At 69.7% G+C, this 12344-nt stretch carries 13 protein-coding genes; 5 read left to right on the top strand and 8 right to left on the bottom strand.

The genetic code is table 11. The annotated features are described in order from the left end of the window. Positions 1-37 precede the first annotated feature (37 nt). Genes MA876_RS12930 through dut form a run of 3 tightly spaced genes read right to left on the bottom strand, consistent with a single transcriptional unit; the run spans position 38 to position 1850 of the window. Entirely contained in the window at positions 38-799 is a 762-nt protein-coding gene (locus MA876_RS12930) for a DUF3159 domain-containing protein (RefSeq protein WP_248149839.1), read from the bottom strand. Next, complete coding sequence (locus MA876_RS12925) at positions 796-1401, bottom strand: DUF3710 domain-containing protein (RefSeq protein WP_248149837.1); 606 nt, start codon at positions 1399-1401, stop codon at positions 796-798. Before MA876_RS12925 ends, MA876_RS12930 begins: the two co-directional genes overlap by 4 nt. Then, entirely contained in the window at positions 1398-1850 is a 453-nt protein-coding gene (dut, locus tag MA876_RS12920) for a dUTP diphosphatase (protein WP_248149835.1), read from the bottom strand. Before dut ends, MA876_RS12925 begins: the two co-directional genes overlap by 4 nt. A gap of 18 nt (positions 1851-1868) precedes the next feature. Between dut and MA876_RS12915 the strand changes: the two genes are divergently transcribed. After that, positions 1869-2357 (top strand): DUF3093 domain-containing protein, encoded by a 489-nt coding sequence (locus tag MA876_RS12915; protein ID WP_248149833.1) that lies wholly within the window; start codon positions 1869-1871, stop codon positions 2355-2357. Positions 2358-2363: 6 nt separating this feature from the next. Here the strand turns inward: MA876_RS12915 and MA876_RS12910 are convergent, their stop codons facing one another. Continuing rightward, positions 2364-2657: a DUF4193 domain-containing protein gene (locus tag MA876_RS12910; protein WP_248149831.1), complete on the bottom strand. Its 294-nt coding sequence runs from the start codon at positions 2655-2657 to the stop codon at positions 2364-2366. 224 nt (positions 2658-2881) lie between these two features. Here MA876_RS12910 and sepH point away from each other — a divergent pair, with 224 nt between their 5' ends. Continuing rightward, a complete protein-coding gene (sepH, locus tag MA876_RS12905; RefSeq protein WP_248149828.1) occupies positions 2882-3913 on the top strand; it encodes a septation protein SepH in 1032 nt (343 codons plus the stop codon). A 4-nt stretch (positions 3914-3917) separates the two neighbouring features. On the opposite strand, the gene MA876_RS12900 is transcribed toward sepH, so the two are convergent. Beyond that, positions 3918-5027, bottom strand: coding sequence for an alkaline phosphatase family protein (locus MA876_RS12900; protein ID WP_248149825.1), 1110 nt, complete (start codon positions 5025-5027; stop codon positions 3918-3920). A gap of 68 nt (positions 5028-5095) precedes the next feature. Here MA876_RS12900 and MA876_RS12895 point away from each other — a divergent pair, with 68 nt between their 5' ends. Then, the gene (locus MA876_RS12895) at positions 5096-7552 is read left to right on the top strand and encodes a DNA gyrase/topoisomerase IV subunit A (protein ID WP_248149822.1); all 2457 of its coding nucleotides are present in this window, start codon (positions 5096-5098) and stop codon (positions 7550-7552) included. A 20-nt stretch (positions 7553-7572) separates the two neighbouring features. Then, positions 7573-8214, top strand: a complete 642-nt coding sequence (locus MA876_RS12890) for a nitroreductase family protein (protein ID WP_248149819.1) — start codon at positions 7573-7575, stop codon at positions 8212-8214. 3 nt (positions 8215-8217) lie between these two features. Here the strand turns inward: MA876_RS12890 and MA876_RS12885 are convergent, their stop codons facing one another. Then, positions 8218-10287, bottom strand: coding sequence for a DNA gyrase/topoisomerase IV subunit B (locus MA876_RS12885; RefSeq protein WP_372491527.1), 2070 nt, complete (start codon positions 10285-10287; stop codon positions 8218-8220). A gap of 169 nt (positions 10288-10456) precedes the next feature. Between MA876_RS12885 and MA876_RS12880 the strand changes: the two genes are divergently transcribed. Further along, positions 10457-10681: a DUF7455 domain-containing protein gene (locus MA876_RS12880; RefSeq protein ID WP_248149817.1), complete on the top strand. Its 225-nt coding sequence runs from the start codon at positions 10457-10459 to the stop codon at positions 10679-10681. 1 nt (position 10682) lies between these two features. Here MA876_RS12880 and MA876_RS12875 read toward each other — a convergent pair whose 3' ends face one another. Then, on the bottom strand, positions 10683-11711 hold the full coding sequence (locus tag MA876_RS12875) for an alanine racemase (RefSeq protein WP_248149815.1): 1029 nt from the start codon (positions 11709-11711) through the stop codon (positions 10683-10685). After that, the gene (locus tag MA876_RS19320) at positions 11708-12328 is read right to left on the bottom strand and encodes an alanine racemase C-terminal domain-containing protein (RefSeq protein ID WP_248149812.1); all 621 of its coding nucleotides are present in this window, start codon (positions 12326-12328) and stop codon (positions 11708-11710) included. Before MA876_RS19320 ends, MA876_RS12875 begins: the two co-directional genes overlap by 4 nt. Positions 12329-12344: the final 16 nt, after the last annotated feature.

The raw sequence follows: 12344 nt of genomic DNA, 5'->3' as shown, positions 1-12344 counted from the left end.
TGCGGCGCGATTTATCTTGATGTCAAGATAAATCGTATCACTCCGACGCTGCCTCCGACGGCTTCGCCGCACGGGGGTAGAGCGCTCGCACGACGAGCCACGTGACGGCGATGAGGGGCGCGAACAGCGGAAGCCCCATGATGAGCTTCAGCGTGCCGAGGGCCGTCACGTCGCCCGCGAAGTAGAGCGGCACCTGCACGATGAGGCGCGCCGCGAACAGACCCGCCCAGACGATCGCGAGCCAGAAGAAGACGCGACGCTTGCGCTTGTCGCGCCGCCACGCCGTGCCCTCGCCCATGAGGAAGCCCACGGCCAGGCCGATGAGCGACCAGCCGATCACGGCGGAGATGAGCAGTGCCGAGCCGTACGCGATGTTCGTGATGAATCCCGGGATGAAGTTGTCCTCGCCGCGACCGGTGAGGAGCGACAGCGCGGCCGCGACACCCGTCGCGACCAGACCGCCGATCGCGGCGGCCGCGGACTGGCGCTGGATGAGCCGCACGGCCGTGAAGACGACGGCGAGACCGACCGACAGCCCGAGGCTCAACGGCAGGTTCGCGTCCTTCGTCGCGGGGTCGTACGTGAGCGTCCAGGCGACGACGAACACGAGTCCCGGAAGGACGGACTCGAGGATGCCGCGGACTCCCCCGATCGCCGCCCACACGACGCGGCCCGTGCTCTTGCCGTCCGCGGGATCGAGCCCCGCTCGCCGCGCGGCACCGCCGAGCGCGGCTCCGAGGACGTCGGAGGCCGACGGCTGCTCCGGTTCGGGCGGCGTCAGATCCGGGCGATCGCTCACGCTGTGCCCGGTGTCGCGGGCATCTTCAGGGGGATGAGATCGCGCGGGGGCATAGGGGTTCCGCCGCGCACGACGACGATCGAGCGGAAGAGGTCCTCGACCTTCGCCGCGGCATCCACGTCCGCCGTCGCAGCACCCCCGATGACGCCTCGCAGGAACCAGCGCGGTCCGTCGACGCCGACGAAGCGCGCGAGGCGCTTGCCGGCGGTGCCGCCGGGACCTGCCACGACGGGGACCTCGGCGAGAAGCTCGGGGCCGAGCGGACCCTGCCGCTCCTCGACGCGGCCGCCCTGCTGGCGCACCTGCTGCTTGATCTGCTCGCGGGTCTCATCCCACAGGCCGGTCGTCCGGGGCGCGGCGAACGGCTGCACCTGCAGGGTGGAGTCGGCGTAGTCCAGGCCCACAGCGACGATGCGCTTGGTCTGCTCCTCGACCTCGAGACGCAGGTTCAGTCCCTCGCGCGGAAGGATCTTGATGCCGCCGAGGTCGATGTACGGGCGAACGGGGTTGGCTTCGGACTCGTCGAACGGACCAGCCGTCGCGCGGTCCTCGAGCGCCGACTTCTCTACGCCGGCAGCGGGGGTGGGAGTGGCATCCGTCATGCGACGATTCCGTCCTTCGTGTAGCCGGTCGAGCCGAATCCGCCTTCGCCGCGAAGGCTCTCGGGCAACGTCTCGACCGGAATGAAATTCGCTCTCGCGACGGGCATCACGATGAGCTGGGCGATGCGATCGCCGACCGCGACATCGTACGCGTGCTCGGTGTCGGTGTTGATCAGCGAGACCTTGATCTCACCGCGGTAACCGGCATCCACCGTCCCCGGCGAGTTCACGATCGAGATCCCGTGTCGGGCGGCGAGACCGCTGCGCGGCACCACGAACGCCGCGTAGCCGTCGGGCAGCGCGATGCGCACCCCCGTGCCCACGAGTGCACGTGCGCCGGGCTCGAGCCGCAGGCTCTCGGTCGAGACGAGGTCGGCGCCGGCATCGCCGGGTTGTGCGTAGGAGGGGACCTCGGGAGCGATAATGAGGACGTCCACGGTTTCGGTCACGCATCGAGGGTAATGCAGATGTCATCCACGCACGTCGAGACGCCGGTCGGCCTCCGCTATCGCGAGCGGCTGAGTCCGTCGCTGTGGGTGCTCGTCGCGGCCGCCGTGTGCGGACCGATGGCTGCGCTCGTGTTCTCGCCGATCGACACGACGCTCGCCCTCGTCGTCGGCGCGCTCGTCGGAGTGGGCATCGTCGCGCTGCTGGTGGCCGGTTCGCCGACCCTCGAGGTGCGGGACGGGATGCTGCGAGCCGGCCGTGCCCGCATTCCTGTCGATCTGCTGGGAGATCCCGTGATCTCGACGGGCGACGACGCCCGCACGGCACGCGGGCCGGAGCTGGATCCCCGCGCGTGGCACGTCATCCGCGGGGGCATCGACGGTGTAGCGGTCTTCCCCGTCGTCGATCCGGACGACCCGACCCCCGTGTGGGTGGTGTCGTCCCGAACGCCGGACCGCCTCGCGGCTGCCGTACGGCGAGCCCGCGAAGCGGTCCAGGAACAGCGGTAGAAGTACTCAGGCGGCGCACTCGATGCAGATGGCGCCGGTCTTCTCCTCGTGGTCGAGCTGCGAGCGGTGCTTCACCAGGAAGCAGCTCATGCAGGTGAACTCGTCCTCCTGAGGCGGAAGCACGACGACATCCAGTTCGAGGTCGGAGAGGTCGGCACCGGGCAGTTCGAATCCCGAAGGGTTGTCGGCGTCCTCGACGTCGACCGAACCCGAGAGCTTGTCGGGAACGCGCTCCTTGAGAGCCTCGATCGACTCGCTGTCGTCCTCGGTCTTGCGGGGGGCGTCGTAATCGGTGGCCATTGCTTCAGCGTCTCAACTTCCGGATTTCTCGAGTCTTTGCGCCCCTGGCTTTCGGCCAGCTTGGGCGGCGATAGTTTGCACGACGGCGGGGCATTTCGCAAATGCTCACACCCCTGACGCGGCGTGCTCCGCGTGAAACTCACGGCGCGCGCGCGATATTCCCGGCGAACGGTGTGCAGCGTGTCAGCATGGTGCGGAGACAGCTGGATCGGAGGGCTTTTCGCATGGAACAGCTCAGAGTCATCGCCACCGAGGACGACAAGCTCATCCTGGCGACCGAGTCGGGCGAGCGTTTCGCCTTGGCCGTCAACGAATCGTTGCGCGCCGAATTGCGTCGGAGCAGATCCGACGCGAGTGCGGACGCACCCGTCGATCGCCCGAGCCCGCGTGAGATCCAGTCGCACATCCGCGCTGGCCTGTCCGCGGAAGAGGTCGCTCAGCTGCTGGGCGCCCGCGTCGAGGACGTCGTGCGGTTCGAGCGTCCGGTGCTGGCCGAACGCGAGCACATCGTCGGTCAGGCACTCGCCGTTCCCGTGCTGCTGGCGACCGAGCTCGATGGCGATCCGCACCCGAGCTTCGGCTCGGCCGTGCGGGCCAAGCTCGCCGAGGCAGGCGCATCCGGCGAGCGGTGGACGAGCTGGAAGGAGCCCACGGGCTGGGTCGTCAAGCTCGAGTTCACTGCGAACGACATCGATCACGATGCGCGCTGGGGCTTCGATCCCCGCCGTGGCACGCTGTCGCCTCAGAACTCCGACGCGACGCAGCTCTCCCGGCAGGGCTCGCTGCCCGAGGGGCTGATCCCCCGTCTGCGCGCTCTCGACTCGGCGACGCAGAAGGACGAGTCGCGCTTCGACAGCGGCGCGTTCGGCCCGCGTCGCATCCCGGACGCCGATCTCGATTCGCCGGAACTGCCCGAGCCCGTCGCGCCCGCCGTCCAACAGGCTGCGATCAAGCGCGCGAGCGAGCCGACCGTCACGTCCGCCGAAACGGCCGACCTTCTCGAGGCGCTGCGCCGGCGTCGCGGCCAGCGCGAGCCGCTGCCCGGGACGGACGAGGTCGCCCCGGCCCGCACGTCGGCGCCGGTGGCGCTGTTCGATGCCCTCGAGCCGGGCTACGACGAGACCGAGGGCGCGGAGGACGACGAAGACGCGCGCCTCGAGCCCGTCGCGGTGGCCGAAGCCGCCGGCCGTCGCAAGGGTCGCTCATCGATGCCGTCGTGGGACGAGATCGTCTTCGGCGCCAAGGGCGAGGACTGACGACTCAGGCGATAGCGCCGAGTCGCAGGAGCGGGACGACCCGCTCCTCGTTGGTGAGCGAGCCGTGCTGGCCGATCATGTTCTGCGGCTTCTTGTCGGGTTCACGATCGTCGTAGTACGCGACGGCCGCGCGCGCCGCGACGAGAACGTCTCCGATCCGCTCGCGCACCGCAGGGTCGACGGGCCCGAAGAGCCCGGCCCCGATCGCCTCGTCGCGGGACATGACCCAGGATCGCCCGGACTCCGATGCCTCCCATGCGGCGCGCACGTCGGCCGCCCGTCCGGGCTCGGAGTACAGGTGCAGCATGCGCGGCTCGCCGCCGATCAGGTGCACGCCGTCCAGCAGGCGGTCGCCATCCGAGAGGAGCACCTGTCGGTGCCGCGGCACGTCGACCATGCCGTGGTCGCCCGTGATGACCGCGCCTGTGCCCGGGGCGAGCGCGGCGCCGAGCGCGCTGGCCGCGGCATCCACTCTCTCCAGCGCTGCGATCCATTCGTCGGACTGCCAGCCGTGCTTGTGACCCGCGGCGTCGAGTTCGGTCATATAGAGATAGATGAAGGAGCCGGGATGCTGCGCCGCGAGCGCTGCGGCGCGTTCGGCCCGCTCGGTGAGGTCGGCCACGGCCACGAACTCCGCCTCCCCCATGATCGCCTGCGTGAAGCCGGTGCCGGCGTACTGTGCCTTGGAGACGACGAACGAGGGCCGCTGAGCCACGAGGCGCGGCGCGCGCTGCCACGAGGTCGGCAGGCCGTCGGTGTCGTAACCGCGGAGCTGATTGAGCACCTCGTCGGTGCCGGGGATCCGCGCGCGGTAGCCGACGATTCCGTGTTCGCCCGCGGGCTCGCCGGTCAGCAGTCCCGTCAGCGCGGTCGCGGTCGTGGACGGGAAGACCGTGCGGGCGACATCCTTCTTCGTGCCGATCTGCGACAGGAAGCGAGCGTGACCCGACCGGGCCGCGAGGTTCGCGGCGCCGAGACCGTCGACGAGCAGGACGATGGCCGACGTGGCCGGTGCGAACCACTCCGAGCGTCCGTCGAGGGCGTCGAACAGCTGTGGCACGACACCGGTGAGGCTCCGGGCCCGGGGCGGGTCCGCGGGTAGGCTGAGTGGCATCGGGGCCAGTCTCGCACAGGCGGCAGGCCTCCACCCGAACCCGCTGTCACCGAGGCCTCTTCCGCACAATGCCCGCATCCCGCACCGACTCCTCCTCCCCCGCCGATCACGGTCGCATCGAAGACGTCGACGTCTCGACCGAGATGCAGGGGTCCTTCCTCGAGTACGCGTACTCCGTCATCTACTCCCGCGCCCTGCCTGACGCGCGTGACGGACTCAAGCCGGTGCAGCGGCGAATTCTGTTCCAGATGGCCGACATGGGGCTGCGCCCCGACCGCGGGCACGTCAAGAGCGCCCGCGTCGTCGGCGAGGTCATGGGAAAGCTCCACCCCCACGGGGATGCGCCCATCTACGACGCGCTCGTGCGCCTCGCACAGCCGTTCTCGCTGCGCGTGCCGCTCGTCGACGGCCATGGCAACTTCGGCTCGCTCGACGACGGTCCCGCCGCGCCCCGCTACACCGAAGCGCGACTCGCCGCGCCCGCGCTCGCGCTGACCGAGAACCTCGACGAGGACGTCGTCGACTTCATCCCGAACTACGACGGCCAGTTCCAGCAGCCCGAGGTCCTGCCCGCCGCCTTCCCGAACTTGCTCGTCAACGGCACGACCGGTATCGCGGTCGGCATGGCGACGAACATGGCGCCGCACAATCTCATCGAGGTCGTGGGCGCCGCGATCCACCTGCTCGACAACCCCGAGGCATCCGTCGAAGACCTCATGGAGTTCGTGCCCGGCCCCGACCTGCCTTCCGGCGGCATCATCGTCGGCCTCGACGGCATCAAGGACGCCTACGCGAAGGGCCGCGGCAGCTTCCGCACGCGCGCGAAGGTGTCCGTCGAGTCGCTCGGTCCGCGGCGCACGGGCATCATCGTCACCGAGCTGCCGTACCTCGTCGGTCCCGAGCGGATCATCGAGAAGATCAAGGACGCCGTCACGGCGAAGAAGCTCCAGGGCATCGCCGACGTGACCGACCTCACCGACCGGCACCACGGTCTGCGGCTCGTCATCGGCATCAAGACGGGCTTCGACGCGAACGCCGTCCTCGAGCACCTTTACCGCCTCACTCCGCTCGAGGACTCGTTCAGCATCAACAACGTCGCCCTCGTCGACGGGCAGCCGCAGACGCTCGGCCTCAAGGAGCTCCTGCAGGTCTACCTCGCGCATCGTCTCAGTGTCGTGACGCGCCGCAGCCGCTATCGCCTCGCGCGCCGGCAGGAGCGCCTGCACCTCGTCGAGGGTCTGCTCATCGCGATCCTCGACATCGACGAGGTCATCCAGGTCATCCGTGCATCCGACGACGGCGAGCAGGCGCGCACGCGCCTCATGGACGTCTTCGATCTGTCGCAGCTGCAGGCGGAGTACATCCTCGAGTTGCGTCTCCGGCGACTGACGAAGTTCTCGCGCATCGAACTCGAGACCGAACGCGACAACCTCAAAGCCGAGATCGCTCAGCTCGAAGAGCTTCTCGCGAGCGACGTTCTGCTGCGGTCGCAGGTGGCGCGGGAACTGGATGCCGCAGCCGAGGCCTATGGCACGCCGCGCCGCACGCTCCTGCTCGATGGCGGTCCGGTCCAGCCGCGTTCGCGGGCGGCAGCCGCGGCGGCCGATCTGCAGATCGCCGACGCCCCGTGCCGCGTCTTCCTCTCGGCGACCGGCCGCATGGTGCGCGCCGCGCTCGACGAGGACGGCGGTGGCATCGTCCCGCCGTCGCGCCGGTCGAAGCACGACGCGATCCGCTCCGCGGTCGACACGACGACGCGCGGGGATCTCGGCGCCGTCACTTCGCTCGGTCGCATCGTGCGGTTCTCGCCCGTCGACCTGCCCGCTGTGCCCGGCAACTCGGTCCAGCTCGCCGCCGGCACGCGTGCCGATCAGTACCTCGCGCTTCCGACCGGCGAGCACGTCGTCGCCGTCGTGCCGCTCGTGGATACCCCTGTCATCGCCCTCGGCACGGCTCAGGGCGTCGTGAAGCGCGTTTCCGCGAGTGAGATCGCGAACAAGCACGACGTCGAGCTCATCGCCCTCAAGGACGGCGACCGCGTCGTCGGCGCGGCGCCCGCGCCGGACGGCTCCGAACTCGTCTTCGTCGCGACCGATGCCCAGCTGCTGCGCTTCGACGCGGCATCCGTCCGCCCGCAGGGTCGCTCGGCGGGCGGCATGGCGGGCATCCGCGTGTCGTCGGGCGAGCGGGTAGTCTCGTTCGACGTCGTGCCCGCTGACGCGCCCGACGTGGTCGTGGTGACGGTCGCGGGCTCGACCGAGACCCTCGCCGGGGCGGACTCCGCGACCGCGAAGGTCTCGGCGTTCGACGAGTTCCCCGCCAAGGGCCGTGGCACGGGCGGTGTGCGCGCGCAGCGCTTCCTCAAGGGCGAGAACGCCCTCACGCTCGCCTGGGTGGGCAGCGAACCGCGCGCCGTCGGGGCGGACGGAGCGACGCGTGCACTGCCGGCGGCCGGGGCGAAACGGGATGCCTCGGGCGCCCCGCTCGACGGCGTCGTCGCCGCGATCGGCACCGGGGTCGACTGACCCCCGGCTATCGTCGAGCTGTGACCGATCTCCTCCCCCTCGATCCCGATGAACTGCTGACGACGACCCGCTCGGTGCGCAAGCGTCTCGACCTCACCAGACCCGTGCCGCTCGAGATCGTGCGCGAAGCCCTCGAGGTCGCCCTGCAGGCGCCGACGGGGAGCAACGCCCAGACCTGGCACTGGATCATCGTCACCGACCCCGACAAGCGCGCGGCCATCGCGGAGCTCTACGCCCGGTCGTTCGCTCGGTACCGCTCCTCCGGCGGGCGGGCGTATGCGGACGCCGAGCGCCAAGCGGTCCAGGAGCGCGTCTCGTCGAGCGCGGACTACCTCGCGGAGCACATGGCCGAGGTCCCGGTGCTCGTGATCGGCGCGATCTTCAACGGACGAGACGACTTCGAGCCGGGCTCTCAGGCCGGGCTCTGGGGGTCGCTGCTGCCTGCAGCGTGGAGCCTGCAGCTCGCGCTTCGCGCGCGCGGCCTCGGCAGCGCGTGGACGACCCTGCACCTCGCCTACGAGCGCGAGATCGCGGAGCTCCTCGGCATCCCCGCCACCGTCCACCAGGGCGTGCTGCTCCCCGTCGCGTATGCGCTCGGCACGGACTTCCGTCCCGCGCATCGCGCGCCGCTGGACGAGGTCGTGCACATCGACGGCTGGTGAGCCCTATGCGTCGATGCGTTCGCGGCTGAGGTTGGCGGACGAGTCGATGATGAACTCCTTGCGGGGCCCGACGTCGGTGCCCATGAGGAGTTCGAAGACGGATGCCGCGGCCTCGGCATCCTTCATCTGAACGCGACGCAAGGTGCGCCCCGAGCGATCCATCGTCGTCGTCGCGAGCTGATCGGCATCCATCTCGCCGAGACCCTTGTAGCGCTGCACGGGCTCCTGCCAGCGCTTGCCGGCCTTGGTCAAGCGCGCCTGCAGGGTATGCAGCTCTTGCTCCGAGTAGGTGTAGATCGTCTCGTTCGGCTTCGAGCCCGGGTTCATCACGATGATCCGATGCAGCGGGGGGACGGCGGCGTACACGCGCCCCGCGTCGACGAGCGGGCGCATGTATCGGAAGATGAGGGTCAGCAGCAGCGTGCGGATGTGCGCGCCGTCGACGTCGGCGTCGGTCATCAGCACGATCTTGCCGTAGCGGGCGGCCTCGAGATCGAACGATCGACCCGAGCCCGCGCCGATCACCTGGATGATCGCGGCGCATTCCGCGTTGCTCAGCATGTCGCTGATCGACGCCTTCTGCACATTGAGGATCTTGCCGCGGATGGGCAGCAGAGCCTGGTACTCGCTGTTGCGCGCGAGCTTGGCCGTGCCGAGCGCCGAGTCGCCCTCGACGATGAAGAGCTCGGATGCCTCGACGTCGTTCGTGCGGCAGTCGGCGAGCTTCGCCGGAAGCGACGAGGACTCGAGGGCGTTCTTGCGGCGCTGCGTCTCTTTGTGGGTGCGCGCCGAGATGCGCGCCTTCATCTCCGAGACGACCTTCTCGAGCAGCAGCGCCGTCTGCGCCTTGTCGTCGCGCTTGGTCGAGCTGAACCGCGCCGCGAGCTCGCGTGAGACGACGTTCGCGACGATCTGGCGGACAGCCGGCGTACCGAGCACTTCCTTCGTCTGGCCTTCGAACTGCGGTTCGGGCAGACGGACCGTGAGAACGGCAGTGAGACCCGCGAGGATGTCGTCTTTCTCGAGCTTGTCGTTGCCGACCTTCAAGCGTCGCGCGTTCTGCTCGACCTGGGTGCGCAGCACCTTCATGAGGCCGAGGTCGAAGCCCGCCTGATGCGTGCCGCCCTTGGGCGTCGCGATGATGTTGACGAACGAGCGGGATGTCGTCTCGTATCCCGTGCCCCACCGCACCGCGATGTCGACGTGGCACTCGCGCTCGACCTCGGTGGGCACCATGGCGCCGGACGGCTGCAGCACGGGGACGGTCTCGGTGAAGCTCCCGGTGCCCGCGAGGCGCCAGGTGTCGGTGATCGCGGCATCGGGCGCGAGGAAATCGGCGAACTCCGAGATGCCGCCGTCGAAGCGGTAGCTCGTCTCCTCGACGGCCTCACCGCGCTCGTCGCGGATGACGATCTCGAGCCCCGGAACGAGGAACGCCGTCTGACGGGCGCGCTGCTCGAGCTCCTGCAGGTTGAAGGCGGCGTCCTTCGTGAAGATCTGCCGGTCGGCCCAGTAGCGGATGCGGGTGCCCGTGACACCCTTGGCCGCACGGCCGACCACCCGCAGCTCGGAGCTCTTCTCGAACGGCGTGAAGGCGCTGTCGGGTGCGCCGTTCGCGAAGACGCCCGGCTCTCCGCGGTGGAAGGACATCGCCCACGTCTTGCCGCCGCGGTCGACCTCGACGTCCAGACGCTCCGAGAGGGCGTTGACGACCGATGCTCCGACGCCGTGGAGCCCTCCCGAGGCTGCGTAGGAACCGCCGCCGAACTTGCCGCCGGCGTGGAGCTTCGTGAAGACGACCTCGACGCCCGAGAGCCCGGTGCGCGGTTCGATGTCGACGGGGATGCCGCGGGCGCGGTCTCGCACTTCGACGCTGCCGTCGGGGTGCAGGATGATGTCGATCCGTGAACCGAACCCCCCGAGGGCCTCGTCGACGGAGTTGTCGATGATCTCCCAGAGGCAGTGCATGAGCCCGCGCGAGTCGGTGGAGCCGATGTACATGCCGGGGCGTTTGCGGACCGCTTCGAGTCCCTCGAGCACCTGGAGGTGATGGGCGGAATACTCGGCGGTCACAATCCTCAAGCGTATCCGCGCCGAATGACATGCAGCCGCAGACACGGCGACGGGCGTGATCGCGTACGCGGTGAGCGAACTGCGACCGATTCGCGGCATTCTCGAAACAATGCCGTGGTTGTATTTCATACCTGCACGAAACGCTCCACACATACGAGGAGGCACCGAGATGAACACGCTTTCGACACCCGCTGAGAACACCGCCGTCCTCGAATACCGCCTGAGCGCCATGGATCGCTGCGATTCCTGCGGGGCACAGGCTTACATCGCCGCCGAGGTCAACGGCAGTGAGCTGCTCTTCTGCGCCCACCACGGCCGCAAGTACGAAGAGAAGCTGCGCTCGATCGCGACGTCGTGGCACGACGAGACGGCTCGTCTCGCCGAGGCGCGCTGATCTAGAGCCAGACCCGCTCGACGAGCGGCGACACCCGTACGGCGATCTCTTCGCCGATCGTGTCGGTCTGCTCGGCCAGATCCGTCGCCGAGGCGGCGCCCTCGCCGTAGACGACGACTTCGTCGCCGCGCAGCGCCTCCCGCCAGCTTTCGACGACGCTTTCGAGTGCCCCGACACGGATCAGCCGGCGCGGTCCGACCGGCGTGCTGACCGTGACCCGGCCCGCGAGGGTCGACGGCAATCCGTGGAGTGATCCGGTCGCGACCCGCACACCGGCGGGCTCCACCGCGACGACGGGAGCGACGAGCGAGGCGATGCGCCGGATGCCCAGGTCGCCCTCTCCCGGTCCGCCCGCAGGGCGGATCCCGTACGCGAACGCGCCGACGCGCACGAGGTCCCCTCGGAATTCGGGCCGTTCGAACGACGCAGCACTGGCCGCGAGATGCCGGATACGCGGGGTCAAGCCCGCATCGCGCGCGGCCTCGACCGCCGTCGAGAACGCAGCCGCAGCCGCGTCGTCCTCGTCGTCCGACGCCTCTGCGAGGTGACTCCAGATGCCCTCCACGACGATGGCTCCGGATGCCTCGTGCTCCGCCGCTCGGCGGATTGCGGCATCCCAATCCTCCGTGCGGATGCCGTTGCGGTGCAGACCGGTGTCGATCTTGAGGTGCACGCGCGCGCGCCCGCCGTCGGCGAGACGCGCCACGTCGTCCAGGAGCGTCGGCTCACCGACCCCGATGTCGAGGTCGAGATCGAGGGCCGCGCGCACCTCGGCATCCGTCGCCGCGATCCACGCGAAGATCCGCGCCTCCGGGCCTGCGACGCGGCGCACGTCGGCGCCCGTGCGCACGTCGAAGGCGCCGAACCACCGCACACCCTCGCGCCACGCGCGGCGCACGATCTGCTCGAGGCCGTGACCATACGCGTCGTCCTTCACGACGAGCATGTGCTGCGCGGGCTCGACCTGCGTGCGGATGCGGGCCAGGTTCGCGGCGAAGGCGTCGAGGTCGACGCGCAGGAGCGGCTTCACGACCACACCCGCTGTGACCGAAGACCGACGGTCGTGACGATCTCGAGCGTGGTCAGACCGGACGCGGATGCCCAGTCCGAAACCGAAGGCTCTCCGTGCGAGACATCGCCGAAGAAGACGACCTCGGCGCCCCGCCAGACGGGCGCGTCGCCGATGTCGACGACGCAGACGTCCATCGCGACGCGACCGACGATGGGATGCCGCTCCCCCGCGATCGTGACCGACGCGCGACCCCCGAGCGAGCGCACGATCCCCTGCGCGTATCCGCCGACGACGAGTGCGACGTGCGTGTCGTGCGCCGCGCGGTGCGCGTAGCCGTACGACACGCCCTCGCCAGCGAACAGCGGCTTCACGCTCAGCACCGTGCCCGACATGCGCATGGCGGAAACGGTCCCCTCTGCGAGGCCCAGCACGCGGTCGGCATTCTCGATCCCTGCGGGGTCGGGCACGAGACCGTGTGCGAGAAGGATCGCGGCGACCTCGTCGGCACCGTGGCCGAGCGCGTCCGCCGCGATCCCGACGGTGCTGCCGGGAGCGAGGCCTGCGGCGTTCTCCCGCACGGCCTCGCGCGAGATCCGCGCGAGGGGAGCACTCCGCACGGGAGGATCGGCGATCACACGCTTCAGACTATCC

The sequence above is a fragment of the Microbacterium aoyamense genome (assembly GCF_023155855.1).
In the GTDB taxonomy this organism is placed as follows: Bacteria; Actinomycetota; Actinomycetes; order Actinomycetales; family Microbacteriaceae; genus Microbacterium; species Microbacterium aoyamense.
Note: the sequence above shows the minus strand (reverse complement) of the source record. Positions and strands in the feature narration are given on the sequence as shown.